General features: G+C 44.0%; 17 protein-coding genes and 1 pseudogene. 11 read left to right on the top strand and 7 right to left on the bottom strand.

Going from position 1 to position 18,746, the window contains the following annotated elements; genetic code table 11:
* Positions 1–28 precede the first annotated feature (28 nt).
* Entirely contained in the window at positions 29–499 is a 471-nt protein-coding gene (locus tag CJF29_RS13235) for a GNAT family N-acetyltransferase (RefSeq protein ID WP_004295751.1), read from the bottom strand.
* A gap of 21 nt (positions 500–520) precedes the next feature.
* Positions 521–1,687 carry a formate-dependent phosphoribosylglycinamide formyltransferase gene (purT, locus tag CJF29_RS13230; RefSeq protein WP_099145937.1) on the bottom strand — a complete coding sequence of 389 codons (1,167 nt, stop codon included), beginning with the start codon at positions 1,685–1,687 and terminating at the stop codon, positions 521–523.
* A 673-nt stretch (positions 1,688–2,360) separates the two neighbouring features.
* On the opposite strand from purT, the gene atpD reads away from it, so the two are divergent.
* The 10 genes from atpD (at position 2,361) to CJF29_RS13180 (ending at position 13,175) form a co-directional block, all read left to right on the top strand.
* Positions 2,361–3,881, top strand: coding sequence for a F0F1 ATP synthase subunit beta (gene atpD, locus CJF29_RS13225; protein ID WP_074636145.1), 1,521 nt, complete (start codon positions 2,361–2,363; stop codon positions 3,879–3,881).
* 12 nt (positions 3,882–3,893) lie between these two features.
* Complete coding sequence (gene atpC, locus CJF29_RS13220) at positions 3,894–4,139, top strand: ATP synthase F1 subunit epsilon (protein ID WP_004303467.1); 246 nt, start codon at positions 3,894–3,896, stop codon at positions 4,137–4,139.
* 84 nt (positions 4,140–4,223) lie between these two features.
* Positions 4,224–4,658: a hypothetical protein gene (locus CJF29_RS13215; RefSeq protein WP_004303466.1), complete on the top strand. Its 435-nt coding sequence runs from the start codon at positions 4,224–4,226 to the stop codon at positions 4,656–4,658.
* Positions 4,642–5,784: a F0F1 ATP synthase subunit A gene (gene atpB, locus CJF29_RS13210; protein ID WP_099145896.1), complete on the top strand. Its 1,143-nt coding sequence runs from the start codon at positions 4,642–4,644 to the stop codon at positions 5,782–5,784. The genes CJF29_RS13215 and atpB overlap by 17 nt, the downstream gene beginning before the upstream one ends.
* A 108-nt stretch (positions 5,785–5,892) precedes the next feature.
* Positions 5,893–6,150 (top strand): ATP synthase F0 subunit C, encoded by a 258-nt coding sequence (gene atpE / locus CJF29_RS13205; protein WP_004308863.1) that lies wholly within the window; start codon positions 5,893–5,895, stop codon positions 6,148–6,150.
* Positions 6,151–6,206: 56 nt separating this feature from the next.
* Positions 6,207–6,710, top strand: coding sequence for a F0F1 ATP synthase subunit B (atpF, locus tag CJF29_RS13200; protein ID WP_004295759.1), 504 nt, complete (start codon positions 6,207–6,209; stop codon positions 6,708–6,710).
* A gap of 5 nt (positions 6,711–6,715) precedes the next feature.
* Positions 6,716–7,276 (top strand): F0F1 ATP synthase subunit delta, encoded by a 561-nt coding sequence (locus CJF29_RS13195; protein WP_004295760.1) that lies wholly within the window; start codon positions 6,716–6,718, stop codon positions 7,274–7,276.
* Positions 7,276–8,859 carry a F0F1 ATP synthase subunit alpha gene (gene atpA / locus CJF29_RS13190; protein WP_004295761.1) on the top strand — a complete coding sequence of 528 codons (1,584 nt, stop codon included), beginning with the start codon at positions 7,276–7,278 and terminating at the stop codon, positions 8,857–8,859. The genes CJF29_RS13195 and atpA overlap by 1 nt, the downstream gene beginning before the upstream one ends.
* 123 nt (positions 8,860–8,982) lie before the next feature.
* Positions 8,983–9,879, top strand: a complete 897-nt coding sequence (locus CJF29_RS13185; protein ID WP_004325794.1) for a F0F1 ATP synthase subunit gamma — start codon at positions 8,983–8,985, stop codon at positions 9,877–9,879.
* Between the two features lie 698 nt (positions 9,880–10,577).
* Positions 10,578–13,175 carry a helix-turn-helix domain-containing protein gene (locus CJF29_RS13180; protein WP_099145936.1) on the top strand — a complete coding sequence of 866 codons (2,598 nt, stop codon included), beginning with the start codon at positions 10,578–10,580 and terminating at the stop codon, positions 13,173–13,175.
* A gap of 28 nt (positions 13,176–13,203) precedes the next feature.
* Here CJF29_RS13180 and CJF29_RS13175 read toward each other — a convergent pair whose 3' ends face one another.
* The 3 genes from CJF29_RS13175 to CJF29_RS13165 all read right to left on the bottom strand — a co-directional run bounded on the left by CJF29_RS13175 (position 13,204) and on the right by CJF29_RS13165 (position 15,413).
* The gene (locus CJF29_RS13175) at positions 13,204–13,824 is read right to left on the bottom strand and encodes a lysine exporter LysO family protein (RefSeq protein WP_004295766.1); all 621 of its coding nucleotides are present in this window, start codon (positions 13,822–13,824) and stop codon (positions 13,204–13,206) included.
* Positions 13,821–14,099: a LysO family transporter gene (locus CJF29_RS13170; protein ID WP_004303461.1), complete on the bottom strand. Its 279-nt coding sequence runs from the start codon at positions 14,097–14,099 to the stop codon at positions 13,821–13,823. The genes CJF29_RS13175 and CJF29_RS13170 overlap by 4 nt, the downstream gene beginning before the upstream one ends.
* Positions 14,100–14,501: 402 nt before the next feature.
* The gene (locus tag CJF29_RS13165) at positions 14,502–15,413 is read right to left on the bottom strand and encodes an SDR family oxidoreductase (protein ID WP_099145895.1); all 912 of its coding nucleotides are present in this window, start codon (positions 15,411–15,413) and stop codon (positions 14,502–14,504) included.
* A 138-nt stretch (positions 15,414–15,551) separates the two neighbouring features.
* Between CJF29_RS13165 and CJF29_RS13160 the strand changes: the two are divergent.
* A pseudogene (locus CJF29_RS13160) lies at positions 15,552–16,602 on the top strand (RtcB family protein).
* Positions 16,603–16,858: 256 nt separating this feature from the next.
* Here CJF29_RS13160 and CJF29_RS13155 read toward each other — a convergent pair.
* Positions 16,859–17,758: a helix-turn-helix domain-containing protein gene (locus CJF29_RS13155; protein WP_099145894.1), complete on the bottom strand. Its 900-nt coding sequence runs from the start codon at positions 17,756–17,758 to the stop codon at positions 16,859–16,861.
* A gap of 30 nt (positions 17,759–17,788) precedes the next feature.
* Entirely contained in the window at positions 17,789–18,691 is a 903-nt protein-coding gene (locus tag CJF29_RS13150; RefSeq protein ID WP_099145893.1) for a helix-turn-helix domain-containing protein, read from the bottom strand.
* Positions 18,692–18,746 lie beyond the last annotated feature (55 nt).

Genomic DNA, 18,746 nt, shown 5'->3' with positions numbered 1-18,746 from the left:
TTTTCATCTTAGAAATGATTAGATGTGATTAACAGAGCTGCTTGCTCATCTTATAATTGGTGAGACACATTTGATTAGCTTTCCGCTTTTGCTCTTCATCGACCTGAAAACCTTGTTTTTCAAAAAATGGTTTTGCCGTGATGCTAACTTCCGATGTTAATCTTTTCGCACCTCTTTCTCGTGCATATGCTTCGAGATGCTTATACAAAGATGTTGCGACACCTTGATGCTGAAAGTCCTTGTGAACGAACAGCGTGTGCATATATCCGTCATCGTTTACAGAGCCAAAGCCTACAATCACGCCTTCTTCATTTTCTGCAACCACATAATGTTGTTCTTCGAAAAGCTCATTCCAGTGTGACGTATCGTCTCCGCACGAAGCCCAATCTGCTACTTCTTCGGCTGTATAATCTTTTCGGTTCACAGTCAGAACTGTATGCTGATATAGCTCTTGCAGTGCTGGAATATCAGACAGGTTTACTTGGCGGATTTTATTCATCTTATCTCTGAATTTCTTGTATTAATGAACTTCTACTTTCTCTGCAATTCTCTTAGCCTTGTCGCGCAACGCATCCAAATCAGAATCAAGCGGAGCATAACAAAGTACCACACCCATACGGCGGTTGACACGTGTAAACGGTTTGCCGAAAATGCGGAGATAAGTGTCTTCTTCTTTCGTCACTTCTTCCAGTCCGCGATATTGAGGGCGTTCCTGACTGGCAATCGGGGAAAGGATCACAGCGCTTGCACCTATCCGTTCTTGTTTGATGCCGGGAATGGGCAGGCCGAGCACGGCACGTAAGTGGAGTTCGAACTCATTCAGGTTTTGTGTGCCCGCCAGTGTCACCATACCTGTGTCATGCGGACGCGGGGAAAGCTCGGAGAAATAGACTCCGTTTTCGTGGCTTAGGAAGAACTCAACTCCCCAAAGTCCTGCGCCTGTCAGTGCACGGGTTACTTTCTCGGCCATCTCTTCCGCTTCTTTTAAATGGGCGGGATCAATGTGTGCAGGTTGGAAACTTTCACGATAGTCGCCACCTTTCTGCACGTGTCCGATGGGAGGGCAGAAGAGGGTAGGACCGTTCTTTTGAGTAACGGTGAGCAGGGTGATTTCGCTGTCGAACTTGATAAATTCTTCAATGATAAGTTCGCGAATATCGCCACGGCTGCCGCTGCATCCGTATTCCCAAGCGTGTTCGAGTTCGTCGGCACTCTTCACGAGCGATTGTCCTTTGCCGGAAGAAGACATCAACGGCTTAACGACACAAGGGAAACCTATTTTATCGGCAGCTTCTTTCAGTTCTTCCAAGGTTTTGGCATAGAAATATTTGGCCGTTTTTAATCCGAGTTCTTTAGCGGCAAGGTCGCGGATGGCTTTGCGGTTCATGGTGAAGTTCACGGCACGGGCACTGGGAACTACCTGAATACCTTCTTTTTCGAAGTCGTATAAACGTTCTGTACGGATTGCTTCAATCTCCGGAACGATAATGTCCGGGCGGTGTTTCTTCACCACTCGTTCCAGTTCTTCACCGTTCAACATGTCGAATATTTCAAATTCATCGGCCACTTGCATAGCCGGTGCTCCCGCATAGGAGTCGCAAGCAATGATGTGCTGGCCTTTACGTTGAGCTGAAATTACAAATTCTTTTCCTAGTTCGCCGGAACCGAGTAATAGTATTTTCTTCATCATTTTGAGTGTTTTATATTAAGTGGTGCAAAATTACAGCAAAAAAATGAGATAATAATTGTATAGAGCGTTATTATATTGCTCTTTTATATAAATCGGGAAGTTTATAAAGATGGATGTGGGTCTTAACGCAGGAATACGGAATATGAAAGAATGAATAGTAGGAAAACAGGGAGTCTAACTTTAAACTTTCTTAAGGAAAGCATGGAAAAACCGTCTTTTCTGTGTTCGAACACAAAACTAGTTGCCTTTGCTACTATTTTCTGTTCTGGCTAATTCATTGATTTTAAACAGGGAGATAGGAAACTGGAGGAGATAATTTAGTTTATTGATAGTTTATTAGTACTAAACTTGTTTTGCTTTTAATTTATAGCAGAAAACCGCTGGAATTGGTTAATCTGTAGTCTTTGTAGGTCTAATAAGTGTTATCGAACGACAAATAATGAAAAAGGAAGCACAACGACACGGAATTGTTTCTACATTTGCGCAGTTGTTTCTTTAACTATTTCTAAGGACAGAAGTTTATCGAATATAGAAAATAGTTGAACAAAAACTGAACTCAACTGTTTACTATAATAATGAAAATAGGTAAAACGCGAAAAATGTTCATTCCTTGTCATATTATAAAGTCAAAGGGAGAGAAAAGAATAATATAAATAAATTGAGATTGCTTATGTCACAGATTATCGGACATATCTCGCAGGTGATCGGCCCTGTGGTCGATGTGTACTTTGAAGGTACGGATGCAGAATTGGTGCTGCCAAGCATCCACGACGCGCTGGAGATAAAGAGGCCAAACGGCAAAATACTGGTTGTAGAAGTTCAGCAACATATCGGCGAAAATACGGTGCGTACCGTAGCGATGGATAGTACTGACGGACTTCAGAGAGGCATGAAAGTGTATCCCACCGGAGGCCCGATCACGATGCCGATTGGCGAACAGATTAAAGGAAGACTGATGAACGTAGTCGGTGATTCAATCGACGGTATGAAAGGACTCGACCGTAAAGGTGCATATTCTATTCACCGAGAACCCCCTAAGTTTGAGGATTTGACAACTGTGCAAGAGGTGCTCTTCACAGGTATCAAGGTGATCGACCTGCTCGAACCGTATGCCAAAGGTGGTAAGATCGGTTTGTTCGGCGGCGCCGGTGTAGGAAAGACTGTATTGATTCAGGAACTTATCAATAATATCGCCAAGAAACATAACGGATTCTCTGTATTTGCCGGAGTAGGTGAACGTACCCGCGAAGGTAACGACTTGCTGCGCGAAATGATTGAATCCGGTGTAATCCGTTACGGCGAGGCATTCAAGGAAGGAATGGAGAAAGGTCATTGGGATCTTTCGAAAGTGGATTATAACGAACTGGAGAAATCGCAAGTGTCTCTGATTTTCGGTCAGATGAACGAGCCTCCGGGCGCACGTGCCTCTGTGGCATTGTCCGGACTGACGGTGGCGGAATCTTTCCGCGACGCAGGAAAAGAAGGTGAGAAACGCGATATTCTGTTCTTTATTGATAATATCTTCCGTTTCACGCAAGCAGGTTCGGAAGTGTCCGCCCTTTTGGGACGTATGCCCTCCGCTGTTGGTTACCAGCCCACGTTGGCTACGGAAATGGGTGCGATGCAGGAACGTATCACGTCTACCCGCAAAGGTTCTATCACCTCCGTACAGGCGGTGTATGTGCCTGCCGATGACTTGACCGACCCGGCTCCTGCAACAACTTTCAGCCACTTGGACGCCACTACCGTGCTCGACCGTAAGATTACGGAGCTGGGCATTTATCCGGCGGTAGACCCGTTGGCTTCTACGTCACGTATCCTCGACCCGCACATTGTTGGCCAGGAACACTACGACGTAGCGCAGCAAGTGAAACAAATTCTGCAACGTAACAAGGAATTACAAGATATTATCTCCATCCTCGGTATGGAAGAACTCTCGGAAGAAGACAAGATGGTAGTGAACCGCGCCCGCCGTGTGCAGCGTTTCCTTTCACAACCGTTTGCCGTGGCTGAACAGTTTACGGGCGTTCCGGGTGTGATGGTGGGTATTGAAGACACCATCAAGGGATTCAAGATGATTCTGGAAGGAGAAGTGGATTATCTTCCCGAACAGGCTTTCTTGAATGTCGGAACCATTGAGGAGGCAATAGAGAAAGGTAAGAAATTGCTGGAACAGGCAGCAAAAAAATAAAAAGATAGCATGATGAAAGAACTGCATTTGAGTATAGTATCGCCCGAAAAGAGCATATTCGACGGAAATGTGAAGATTGTCACATTGCCGGGAATGATCGGTTCGTTTTCTATTCTCCCCGGGCATGCGCCCATTGTTTCGTCGTTGAAAGCGGGAACGTTGAGTTACACGACGATGGACGGAGAAGAGCACACGATGGATATTCAGGGCGGTTTTGTCGAAATGAGTGACGGTACGGTTTCTGCCTGTGTTTCCTGACGGAAACTCCTCACCGGCACAAAGACTAAGCATTAAAAAAATGAAAAAAAACGAGGTTATAATCTTACAGAAAAACACAGTAACATGGTGAATATTAGTAAAACTAAACGGAATTTTATTTGGTGGCATACCTTATTTGCGGTAATTAGCGGGGCACTCGGAGCTGTCATTCTACACTTCGCTTTGCCGGGGCATTATTTCGGAGGGTATCCGTTTATTCCGATCTATTTTTACTTCTTCGGGCTGTTTAGCATTTATGCTTTCGACGCTTGCCGTCGGCATGCTCCACAGAGAATGTTACTGTTGTATCTGGCAACGAAGATGATAAAAATGATTCTTTCGCTGATTCTGGTATTGATTTATTGTCTTGCCGTTCGCGAAGAAGCCAGAGCCTTTCTGCTGACGTTTATCTTGTTCTATTTGATATATCTGGTATTCGAAACCTGGTTCTTCTTCTCTTTTGAGTTGAATCAGAAACGGAAAAAGAAAAATAAGAAGAAAAATGAAACAGTTGCATAACATAGTAGCTCCGTTGATTCTGTTCTGCCTCATGGCGGCAGTCAGCTTGCCGGTTCTTGCACAGGAACAGGAGGGGGAAGCGATGTCACAACAGACGCAGGACGAGATTACTCCGAAAGAGGAACAGGAGAACACGGTGGATGTGAAAGAAATTGTGTTCGGTCATATCGGCGACTCCTACGAATGGCATATTACGACGTGGGGTAACACGCACATTACTATACCATTACCTATTATTGTTTATAGTAGCACTACAGGTTGGCACACGTTCCTTTCTTCCCGTCTCGAAGAGAATGGAGGGACTTATGAAGGACTTTCCATCGCTCCCGAAGGAAGTAAGTACGAGGGCAAACTGGTAGAGTATAATGCGGCAGGCGAACAGGTCCGCCCGTGGGATATTTCCATCACGAAAGTGACATTTGCTTTGCTGTTCAACAGCGTGTTGTTGCTCATCATCGTATTGAGCGTGTCACACTGGTACAGAAAACGTCCGCAAGGAGCGAAAGCGCCGGGAGGATTTATCGGATTCATGGAGATGTTCATCATGATGGTGAACGACGATATTATCAAGAGTTGTGTAGGACCCAACTATCGGAAGTTTGCACCGTATCTGCTGACAGCGTTCTTTTTCATCTTTATCAATAACATGATGGGATTGATTCCGTTCTTCCCCGGAGGTGCGAACGTGACGGGAAATATCGCTATCACTATGGTGCTTGCAGTCTGCACGTTCCTGGCAGTGAATATCTTCGGTTCGAAACATTACTGGAAGGATATTTTTTGGCCTGATGTACCTTGGTGGCTGAAAGTGCCTATACCGATGATGCCATTTATCGAGTTCTTCGGAATCTTTACGAAACCGTTTGCTTTGATGATTCGTCTTTTTGCCAATATGCTGGCGGGACACATGGCGATGCTGGTGCTTACCTGCCTGATCTTTATCTCGGCAAGCATGGGGCCTGCACTGAACGGCACGCTGACGGTGGCTTCTGTATTGTTCAACATCTTTATGAATGCGCTTGAGTTGTTGGTCGCTTTCATCCAGGCTTACGTATTTACGATGTTGTCGGCAGTGTTTATCGGTCTGGCACAGGAAGGTGCCAAAGTGAAAGCTGAAGAAAATTGAAATGAAACGCGGTGAAAACGTTGATAAAAAGAATACGGAATAAACGCGCGGAATGAATGATTAAATAATAAACAAGAGAAAATATAAACCATTTTAAAACTGAAAATTATGTTACTATCAGTATTGTTACAAGCCACTGCAGCAGCAGTAGGAGTTAGTAAATTAGGTGCAGCTATCGGTGCAGGTCTTGCAGTAATCGGAGCTGGTTTGGGTATTGGTAAGATTGGTAGTTCGGCAATGGAGGCAATCGCACGCCAGCCGGAAGCATCAGGGGACATCCGTATGAACATGATTATCGCCGCCGCCTTGATTGAAGGTGTGGCTCTGTTGGCGGTAGTAGTTTGTCTGTTGGTGTTCTTCCTCTAAAAGGGAGAACCCACCCCAGCTTTTAATTTATAGTCTTTAATTTTTAATTAAAAGATATGTCATTACTATTACCTGATAGTGGTCTGCTGTTCTGGATGTTTCTCTCATTCGGGATTGTGTTCGTGATATTGGCGAAATACGGCTTCCCCGTCATCATCAAGATGGTGGAGGGTCGTAAGACCTATATCGACCAGTCTTTGGAGGTGGCGAGAGAGGCTAATGCCCAGTTGTCTAAACTGAAAGAGGAAGGCGACGCATTGGTGGCTGCCGCCAACAAAGAACAAGGACGCATCTTGAGGGAAGCAATGGAAGAACGTGACAAGATTGTTCACGAGGCCCGTAAACAAGCCGAAATTGCCGCACAAAAAGAACTGGATGCGGTGAAACAACAAATCCAGATAGAGAAAGACGAAGCCATCCGCGACATCCGTCGCCAGGTAGCCGTGCTTTCTGTGGACATCGCCGAGAAAGTGCTCCGCAAGAGTCTTGAGGACAAGGAAGCACAGATGGGCATGATCGACCGTATGCTGGATGAAGTACTAACCCCGAATAAGAACTAAGGAAGATGGAAGTCGGAATACTCTCAATGCGTTATGCAAAAGCCATCATTGAATATGCACAGGAAAAAGGTCTGGAGGACAGGTTATATCAGGAGTTCCTGACGCTGTCGCACAGTTTTTGTGAACAGCCCGGTTTGCGCGAAGCACTTGATAATCCGGTCATCACAACGAAGGAAAAGTTGGCGTTAGTCTGCACGGCTGCCGACGGTGACGGAAAATCGACCAGAGAGTTTGTCCGTTTTATCACTTTGGTACTGCGAAACAGGCGTGAAGGCTATCTGCAATTTATCAGCCTGATGTATCTGGATCTCTACCGGAAGCTGAAGCATATCGGAGTGGGTAAGCTCATTACAGCCGTTCCCGTCAATAAGGAAACGGAAAACCGGATTCGTTCCGCAGCAGAGCATATCTTGCACGCCCAGATGGAACTCGAAACGGTGATAGATCCTTCGATCGAAGGCGGATTTATCTTCGATGTCAACGACTACCGACTGGATGCAAGCGTTGCCACGCAGTTGAAGCGAGTGAAACAACAATTTATTGATAAGAATAGGAGAATTGTATAATGTCTGAAAATATAAAAGTAAGCGAAGTATCTGATATATTGCGCAAGCAGCTCGAAGGAATCAACGCCAATGTGCAACTTGACGAAATCGGTACGGTGCTCCAGGTGAGCGACGGCGTAGTGCGTATCTATGGATTGCGAAATGCCGAAGCCAATGAATTGCTGGAGTTTGACAATGGTATCAAAGCAATCGTGATGAACCTCGAAGAGGACAACGTGGGTGCTGTGCTGTTGGGTCCGACGGACAAGATCAAAGAGGGATTCGTCGTGAAGCGTACCAAACGTATCGCCTCCATCCGTGTAGGAGAGGGCATGCTGGGACGTGTGATCGACCCGCTGGGCGAACCGCTCGACGGCAAGGGGCTGGTTGGTGGCGAACTGTATGATATGCCATTGGAACGGAAAGCTCCGGGGGTAATCTACCGTCAGCCTGTGAACCAACCGTTGCAGACGGGATTGAAGGCGGTAGACGCCATGATTCCTATCGGTCGCGGACAGCGTGAGTTGATTATCGGCGACCGCCAGACGGGGAAGACTGCCATCGCTATTGATACGATTATCAACCAGCGCAGTAACTTCCTGGCAGGTGATCCTGTATATTGTATTTATGTGGCTATCGGTCAGAAGGGTTCTACCGTTGCTTCTATCGTTAATACGCTTCGTGAGTACGGAGCACTGGACTACACGATTGTGGTGGCTGCTACGGCTGGTGATCCGGCTGCATTGCAGTATTACGCTCCTTTTGCGGGTGCTGCCATTGGCGAGTATTTCCGTGATACCGGTCGTCATGCGTTGGTGGTTTATGATGACCTTTCCAAGCAGGCGGTAGCTTATCGTGAGGTTTCTCTGATTCTTCGCCGTCCATCAGGTCGTGAGGCTTATCCGGGTGATATCTTCTATCTGCACTCCCGTCTGTTGGAACGTGCTGCCAAGATTATCAGTCAGGAGGAAGTGGCTCGCGAAATGAACGATCTTCCGGAAAGTCTGAAGGGAATTGTCAAAGGCGGTGGTTCGCTCACGGCATTGCCTATCATCGAAACGCAGGCTGGTGACGTATCGGCTTATATCCCGACGAACGTGATTTCTATCACCGACGGACAGATATTCCTTGAAACTGACTTGTTCAACCAGGGGACGCGTCCGGCTATCAACGTCGGTATCTCTGTATCCCGTGTAGGTGGTAACGCGCAGATTAAGGCTATGAAGAAAGTGGCGGGAACATTGAAGATCGACCAGGCACAGTATCGTGAACTGGAAGCGTTCTCCAAGTTCAGTAGCGACATGGACCCGATTACCGCATTGACGATTGACAAGGGACGTAAGAACGGCCAGCTGTTGATTCAGCCTCAATACAGCCCGATGCCCGTAGAACAGCAGATTGCTATTCTCTACTGTGGTACACACGGACTGCTCCACGATGTTCCTCTGGATAAGGTGCAGGACTTTGAACGTAGCTTCATCGAATCGCTGCAACTGAATCATCAGGAGGATGTATTGGATGTATTGAAAACGGGTGTGATTGATGATAATGTGATTAAGGCTATCGAAGAGACTGCCGCCATGGTCACTAAACAATTTATCTAATCGGTCATTGATTTATCTGATTGGCCTTTAAAATAAATCTGAATGGTTTTTGATTTATCTAATTGGCTTTTTTATAAATCAGATCGCCCTTTAATTTTTAATTATTAATTTTTAATTATCACTATGGCTTCACTGAAAGAAGTAAAAACCAGAATAAATTCGGTCAAGAGTACCCGAAAAATCACTTCAGCAATGAAAATGGTGGCTTCTGCCAAATTACACAAGGCACAAGGAGCCATTGAGAATATGCTGCCTTATCAGAAGAAGTTGAACAAGATTCTGACTAACTTCCTAAGCGCGGACCTGCCTATCGAATCTCCTTATGTGCAGGAACGTGAAGTGAAGCGTGTAGCAATCGTTGTTTTTTCTTCGAACACTTCTCTTTGTGGTGCTTTCAACGCCAATGTCATCAAAATGATGATGCAGACTATCGGGGAATTCCGTACTTTAGGACAGGATAATATCTTGATATTCCCGGTAGGCAAGAAGGTGGATGAAGCGGCCAAACGGATGGGTTTCAAACCGCAGGAGGTTTCTCCAACGCTCTCCGACAAACCAACGTATCAGGAGGCTGCCGAACTGGCTCACCGACTGATGGATCTGTATGTAGCAGGCGAAGTGGACCGGGTGGAAATAATCTATCATCACTTCAAATCAATGGGGGTACAGATTCTTCTTCGTGAGACGTATCTCCCCATTAATCTGACGAACGTCGTAAGTGAAGAGGACAGAGAGAATGAAGAGGAGGTACAGGAGAACGAGATTGCCAATGATTATATCATCGAACCGAACGCAGAGGAATTAATCGCGAGCTTAATCCCCACTGTATTGAGCCAGAAGATTTTTACTGCCGCTGTTGACTCCAATGCTTCGGAACATGCTGCACGTACGTTGGCTATGCAAGTGGCTACGGACAACGCAAACGAGCTGATCCAGGATTTGACGAAGCAGTACAATAAGAGTCGTCAGCAGGCGATTACAAACGAATTGCTGGATATTGTAGGGGGATCCATGAAGTAATTAATCTTCTTTCTTTTGTCTTGAAACAAAAGAAAGAAGCAAAGAAAAATTCAAGGCTGACTTTTTTCTCCTACTCGCTTCCTTCACTTCGCTAAAGGGCAGAAACTCGCTACGCTCAAACAGTCTGCCCTTCTTAACGCTCCGTTATGGGCGCTCGCCTGACGGAGAAAAAAGTAGGCCGGGGAACCTGGCGGGGTGGGTGTTGCTGCTTGAATGTTGTAGAGTAGGTTTGTGGGGAAGCTGTTCTGGATAGGGTTGTGGGGGGAGCCGTGCGATATGTCTGATATTGCTTTGGTGAGTCGCTGTTATATCGTTAATAGTTTTATTATATATTGTTCTGCTTTGCTATATTGAGTCGTATAACGTCTGCGACTTTTATATAGCAAAGCTTTTTTATAAGGGGTATAAACCTTTCATAAGTCTCTTTATACTACATAGGCTACATCGGTTATCATTCTATTAGCCTTTTATTCTATGTCCTCTTTTTATATGGTGAGTTTTTTAATAATAAAGCTTCCCACATTGTAAGGCTTCCACCCGCAGGTCTTCCGGCCTCGTTTTTCCGGCGTCAAGCGCCGGAGGAAGCACCGGAGTAACCGGAAAAACGCAGCCTTGATTCTTTCTTTTTGGTTCTTTTTCTTTCGTATCAAGACGAAAGAAAAAGAATATTCAGTAACTTTACCGAAAATTGGAAAAGCATGGAAAATAATCCGGAACTGCAGCTTGCTTGGCAGTTCATTGAAAATACAGGCACCCATTTATTTCTTACCGGAAAAGCTGGAACCGGGAAAACGACATTTCTTAGACGATTGAAAGAACATACGCCCAAACGCATGGTTGTATTGGCTCCGACAGGGATTGCAGCTATCAATGCGGGAGGCGTAACGATTCATTCTTTCTTTCAGTTGTCTTTTGCTCCTTTTGTGCCCGAAACTACTTTTAATTCTTCCCAGACGCATTATCGTTATAGTAAAGAAAAGCGGAATATCATCCGTAGTATGGATTTGCTGGTTATTGATGAGATCAGTATGGTGCGTGCTGATTTGTTGGATGCGGTGGATGCAACTCTGCGGAGGTATCGCGATAGGGAGAAACCTTTTGGTGGGGTGCAGCTGTTGATGATTGGAGATTTGCAACAGCTGGCGCCTGTTGTGAAAGACAATGAGTGGGAGTTGTTGAGAAAGCATTATGAGACTCCTTATTTCTTTGCAAGTCATGCATTGAAAGAAACGGCATATATGACGATTGAACTCAAGAAAGTATATCGTCAGAGTGATACGTTCTTCCTTTCCTTATTAAATAAAATCCGGGAGAATAAGGCGGATGATGAAGTGTTGAATGAGCTGAACCGTCGTTATCAGCCCGGCTTTCAGCCGCAAAAAGAAGAGGGATATATTCGTCTGACGACCCATAATAATCAGGCACAGAGGGTTAATGATCGCGAACTGGCATCGTTGCCCGGCAAGGCATATCATTTTAGTGCCGAGATAGAGGGGGATTTTCCTGAATATTCGTATCCTGCGGATAAACTTCTGACAATTAAGGAGGGAGCACAGATAATGTTCCTGAAGAATGATCCATCGTCCGAGAAACGGTATTATAACGGTATGATTGGTGAGGTGGTCGCGGTTAATGAAACGGGTATTGTGGTGCGTGGTAAAGGGGATAGATCCGAATTTCAGTTGTTGCCGGAAGAGTGGGGGAATTATAAATATGTGTTGAATGAGGAGACGAAGGAGATCACTGAAGTGATAGAGGGGACGTTCCGCCAGTATCCTATTCGTTTGGCGTGGGCTATTACGATACATAAGAGCCAGGGGTTGACGTTTGAACGTGCTATTATTGATGCACGGAATTCCTTTGCACATGGACAAACTTACGTGGCTTTGAGTCGTTGCAAGACGCTGGAGGGTATGGTGTTGGAGTCTCCTTTGCGCAGAGAAGCCATAATAAGTGATGCTACGGTGGATAATTTCACCAAAGCGGTGGAGCAGAATAAGCCGGGCAGCCAGCAGTTGAATGATATGCAAAAGGCGTATTTCTTTGATTTGTTGAGTGATTTGTTTAATTTCTATTCGATCGATCAGGCTTATAAACGGTTGCTTCGTCTTATGGATGAGGATTTGTATAAGCTCTTTCCGAAGCAGTTGGCTGAATATAAGGCGTTGGCTCCCCATGTTAAAGAGAAGATTGTGGAGGTGTCTCAACGTTTCCGCAATCAGTATACCCGGTTGATACATGAGAGTGAGGATTATGCGGCGAATGAGGAGTTGCAGGAACGGATTCGTTCCGGTGCCGGATATTTTCATAAGGAGTTGGAACCGGTTCGGGCTTTGTATGATAAAACTAATATGCCTCTTGATAATAAAGAGTTGAGAAAGCTGTTGGCAGAGCGTATGCAGGCGCTGGATGATGCGTTGTGGATTAAGGAGTCTCTGTTGGAAGCTGTGTCTACAAGAGGGAGGTTTGCTATTACGGATTATTTGAAGTTGAAGGCTAAAGTAATGTTGAGCCTTGAAGATGATTCTACGTCCTCCGGTTCTTCGAAGGCTTTGAAGGAGAAGAAAGAACGTAAGGAACGGAAAGAGCGTACACGCAGTGCTGAAAAGGTAAAGGTGGAAGTTCCTACGGATATTCTGCATCCGGAGCTTTATCGTGCCCTGTCTGAATGGAGAACAGCTAAAACAAGGGAGATGAATGTTCCTGCTTATGTGATTATGCAACAGAAAGCATTGATGGGAATTGTGAATCTGCTACCGGATAGTCCAAGAGCTTTGGAGGCAATACCTTATTTTGGAGCGAAAGGAGTAGAGAAATACGGGCTTGAGATTCTGGGTATTATCCGCAAGTATGTGGCGGAGAATCAATTGCAAAGACCGGAGATAACGGATCTGTTAATCTCCTCCGGTAATAGTGATGATACTGCAAGGCAACGAAAGACGAAGCTGCAGAAAGAGGCAGAGAAACAGGAGAAAGAGGCGGAGAAGGAGAAAAAGAAGGAGGCGAAGAAAGATACGAAGTTGGTTAGCTATGAAATGTTCCGTCAGGGAATGAATATAGATGAAATAGCCAAGGCTCGTGATTTGGTATCCGGAACCATTGCCGGACATCTGGAGCATTATGTCCGTTCGGGAAAGATCAAAGTGGAGCAGGTGGTGAAAGCTGAAAATATAGCGAAGATTCGCAAGTATTTGGATGAACATGAATACATGGGAATATTCGCTATAAAGGTAGCATTAGGAGACGATGTCTCCTATGCTGATATCAAGTTTGTATTGGCTGTTTCCGGGCATTAATAAATAAGGTTATTATTCCCGGACAGGGTTAAAGATTACAGAAGAAAGAAACGAAAACGGGAACGCTGATGTCAATCAGAATACCGTGCAGGATGGCGATGGGAATCATCTCTTTTCCAGAATATCTGGTGATGGAAGGCAGCAGTACATCCATCGAGTTGACTCCTGCTGCTGAAATAGGAGCGAGTTTCCCGAAGTACTTCTTGATGATCGGAGTACCAAGAAGTGCCATCATCTCACGGAAAATATTAGTCAGTAGGGCAATAGTTCCCAGTTCCGTAGCCAGTTGCAGTCCTATGGAGGGTTCTTTGAATTGGGTGATAAGGATGGAAGAGAGTGAATAGTAGGCAAATCCACTTCCCACTGCCATACAGTCGAATACGCTCCATTGACGCAATAGTAAACTTGCCAGGGCGGAGAATAACAGCGTACCGATAATCGTTCCCAATGGAATCAGCAACATTTTAGGGTGTAAATGTGAAACAATAGCTTTCAGGTTCTTATTGGAACCGATGCTGATTCCTACTTGTAGCATTAATGCATAAAGTATATACATGGAAACTGTGTGCGTATCGAACTCGAACTTATTGAAAGCTCCCATGATACAGCCTACACAAAAGAATACTATAACGATCAGACTTCCTTTCATTGTTCGCCCCCTTTCCTGAAAAATAATTGTAGTACCAAACGGGCAGCAATCAGGCTTCCCAATACACCGGACACAGCAAGAACGATAGCTTGCCATCCGAACTTACCAAGATTGTTCACAATCAGACTATTAGAACCGATAGATACACCGAGAATAAAGAGCAACAGGAATATTGTAAGAGAAATTGTCTTTTCTGTCTTCTGTAGAATACTCCAGTTACGCAATACATAGCCGATGCCGATTCCTAAAAACATGGTAGATATAATAGAGAACATAATTGTATATATTTTGGGTTAGGTTAAACTGATGATTGACAACGCACAAAAGAATTTTCAAAGAAGATATTACATCTGCTTGAAAATCAGAAAGGAATACTGCTATGGCTAACAAAACAAGTCAGCAGGTAGTTCCTGTAAAGAAATAGTTGGGGAATTTAGATGAATCCACTGAACCAATGCACATGCACGCAACAAGACTTACAGAAAATAGGTATTCCTGCAAGAAAAAGAGTAGCGTTATGTAATTGTAATGTTTGATTCATCATTGGTCTTTTTTGAATTTGGTGCAAAGATAGTTATTTATTGCATATTTTCAAAATAAATATGCAATAAATAAAGAGAAAGGAATATCCGGAACGAGATAGATGGTTGTAAAAAGTTGGTTATGTGCTCTTTCCCTTATAATTTATCCCAGTTCGCAAGAATTTCTTTTAACTTTTGGGGCCTGTATCCGAGCATTGTCCGGGCTTTATCAATACTCATCCCACTGAAGCGGGGACGGGGAGTGCTTTCATTCATTTCTTCTGTGGTGGTAGGATGGATAAGAGAACGGTCGAGTTTCATATAATCTGCTACCTGGTAGGCAATCTCTGCAATGGTCATACATTCATCGCCACAGATGTGGAAGATGCCATTCGCCGTATGTTCTATTAAACGTAGCACTCCATCCGAAACGTCTCCAACATAGGTTGGTGTCCGCCATTGATCGGATACGACACGTATTTCTTGTCCGGCTTTCAGACGGTTCATTACTAGCTGTACAATATTACCATGTTGTCCCGGTAGTGCTTTGCCATAAACGATTTCTACACGGACAATGGCATAACTGCTGCAAGTTTCTGCCACCCTCTCTTCTCCTTTCCATTTGGTATATCCGTAGTAGTTGACCGGGGCAGGGAGGTCTTTTTCTGTATATAACAGCCCGGCAGCTTTGTTTATCTTTCCATCAAAAACAAAGTCAGTAGATAAATGAATGAACCGGCTTTTGTATTCTTCGCATAAATCAGCCAGTTGGCCTACTGCAGTAACATTGGTAAGATAGGCTTCTTCGTGATGCGTTTCGCAATAGTCCGGCACGGACAGGGCGGAGCAATTAATGATTACATCGGGTTGAACCTCTTTGAAGAGATGCCTAACGTCCGCTTCATTCCGTATATCTGTTTCGATGAAACGATAATCCTCCGCGTTATTGGGAAGAATATCCGGATGCAGGGAGCAGCCCGTCAGCTTGTATTGTTTACAAGCAGATAAATCATTTACAATCTGGCGTCCGGTGAATCCGTTGGCGCCGATAATTAATATCTTCTTCATTAGGTTCTATATATAGATGTTATAGATTATTTCTACAAAAATAAAAAATAATATCAACTACGCAAATAGATTTCGTACTTCCCTTCTTACTTTGCTCCCGATAACGAGATTTATATGAATTGATAAAAGAAAAGATGTATGGAAAAAGTAATTATGGGAACACGTTTACCCGCTAAACTTTGGTTGGATGAAGTAGAGGACTCTTGTATGTCGCAGATTATGGATTTGACTTCACTGCCTTTTGCATTTAAACATATTGCCATCATGCCTGATGCGCATGCGGGAAAAGGAATGCCTATTGGCGGTGTGTTGGCTACCAATGGCGTGATTGTTCCCAATGCTGTGGGAGTGGATATCGGTTGTGGTATGTGTGCGATTAAAACGAATCTAAAAGCGGAAGATTTTAGTTATACGGATTTGACTTCCATTATGTCGAAGATTCGTGCAGTTGTTCCTTTGGGATTCGATCATCAGAATAAAAAGCAGGATCAGGGATACCGCAACGTCTGATGTTTGGGTGATGATTCACTCCGGAAGCCGTAACATTGGTTTGAAGGTTGCCAATCACTATAATAAGATTGCGCAATATTGGAATGAGAAATGGTATTCTGAAATGGTATCGGGACTAGCTTACCTGCCAATGGAGACACAGATGGCAAAGGATTATTTCCGTGAAATGAATTACTGTGTGGCCTTTGCCTTTGCCAACCGTCAGTTGATGATGACTCGTATTTGTGAAGCCATCCAGGCAGTGAAACCTGAAACGGACTTTGATCCTATGATTAATATTGCCCACAACTATGCAGCTTGGGAGAATCACTTCGATCAGGATGTGATTGTACACCGAAAAGGTGCTACGCGTGCCTATGAGGGCGAGATCGGTATTATCCCCGGATCTATGGGTACCAAGTCTTATATTGTTGAGGGACTGGGTAATCCGGAGAGTTTCAAAAGCTGTTCGCATGGTGCAGGTCGATTAATGGGAAGAAAGGATGCCTGTCGCCGTTTGTCACTGGATGAAGAGAAGGAGAGAATGGATCAGCAAGGTATCATTCACGGACTTCGTTCGCAGAACGAACTGGATGAAGCACCGGGAGCTTATAAAGATATTGCGCAAGTGATAGCGAATGAGCGGGACTTGGTGAAACCGTTGATGGAGCTGGCTCCAATGGCAGTGATTAAGGGATAATGTCATGCCATGTTTAAAGGAGTATCTAGCATATGGACATAAAAAAAGGAGCAACGCCTTGCTCCAACCTTTGTTAACCTTAAATCTAATACTATGAAAAACACATTGCAAAGGTACATACTTTTGGCAACTTAGCAAATAATCCAAGAAAAAAAGTATGTTTCATAACATAGATTAAGAATTTGATATTCCAATTCAATTTTTATTAAGACTTTTTGATTGCTTTATCTTCCTCTAATCCCTTTGACATATACTTTCAATTAGGCATCCTGAAATCATTCGGAGAACAACCTGTGATTTTCTTAAATAACCGGCTGAAATACTGTGGATTCTGAAAACCCAGCTCTTGCGTTATCTGATTGATTGTTTTATCAGTATTCACCAACCAATCTTTGGCAATCTCGAAGCGTTTGAACTCGATATACTCTTTAAATGATTTCCCCGTTTCATACTCCAGTAAGTCGTTGAAATATTCAGGAGACAAATGAAGCAGGTTCGCGCAATACTTATGTGAAAGTATATCGACAGTCGGTACCTGTTTCGTTTCAAAATGGTTATTTATGATTTTATCGAATTGTTTGATAATCGTTTTATTCGCTTCATTACGTGTAATGAATTGGCGTTCGTAGAAACGGATACAGTAATCCAGCAATAGTTCTATATACTTGGAAACTATCTTCTTGCTATGTCGGTCAATGCAACGTTCGAGTTCCTGGTTTATTTTATCCATAAACTCCAGAATGATTTGTTTCTCGCGCAAAGATATATGTAATGCTTCTTCAGGCAGATAAGAGAAGAAAGTATAGTTATGTATATTAAGTCCGAGCGGAGTGCCACAAATCAGATCGGGATGAAAAGCCAATATCCATCCTTTGGAGGGAAAATTCTTACTGTTTTCCTTCATATTGATAGACTCTCCGGGACTAAGGCAGAGCAAAGTACCATCCGAAAAATCATAATACTGGTGACCATACATATACGCTTCACATTTACACTCACTCAATAGAATCGTATAAAAGTCGAACTTGATGCCCGTATGAGCTGACAAGTCAGCCTTTGAGAGATCAATGACACTTACCAGCGGGTGTAGTGTCTTACTCCCCAGGCAACAATTGCATTGATGCACGGTTCCTATTTTGAGTACTTTATCTCCCATGATGTTGAGACTCCTGTATCTAAAATACGTCTAGTTTTTTTGTTTATATTCGTTCGGGGTGCAGCCGACATGCTTTTTAAATAACCGGCTGAAGTGCTGTGGATATTGAAATCCCAGTTCATAAGCTACCTGGCTGACAGTTTGAACACCTTCCAGTATTCTTTCTTTGGCCAGTTCGATAATCCGGCACTGGATATATTCCTGTGCCGTTTTTCCGGTTTCCTTCTTTATCAGGTCTCCGAAATAATTAGGAGAGAGGCATGCCTTGTCTGCAAAGTATTTCACGGATGGCAGTCCTTCGGTCATTGCCACCTGATTTTGGAAATATTCGTCCAGTAATTGCTCGAATTTAACGACTATATCTTTATTCGCCTGATTGCGTGTAATGAACTGCCGTTCGTAGAAACGCATACAGTAATCCAGTAGCAGTTCGATATTCCGCACGATAAGTTGCTTGCTATGCTTATCGATAGTATGCTCCAGTTCGAGCCGGATTTTATGTATGCAATCGGTTACGATTTCTCTTTCCTGATCTGAAAGATGCAATGCCTCATTTACCTCGTAAGAGAAAAAAGTATAGTTTTTGATATTCTGTCCTAATGAAGTTCCACGGATTAAATCGGGGTGGAATAAAACCCCAATCGACTTGGTACGGGGAGCCGTTCGGTTACGGATGTCTATTCCGCTCACTTGTCCTGGTGCCATGCAGACAACCGTTCCTTCCTGATAATCGTAATTCTTGCGTCCGTATTTGAGATCCCCGCATTTGGCATCTTTCAGGAACAAACAATAGAATCCGATGTTCATACGGATATACTCAACCGACTTGGTAGCTTTTGAGAAGTCGATTACATTAACTAAAGGGTGCAATGTCTCCAGTCCAAACAACTGGTCATACTGATCGACGGTTTCAATTTTTGTTATTTCATCCATATGCTTTGTTATTAATCTGATACAAAGATAAAACATTTGGAGGTATCTTTTTTAT

The organism is Bacteroides celer (assembly GCF_002632415.2).
Classification (GTDB): Bacteria; Bacteroidota; Bacteroidia; order Bacteroidales; family Bacteroidaceae; genus Bacteroides.
This window is presented reverse-complemented; position numbering and strand designations above follow the sequence as displayed.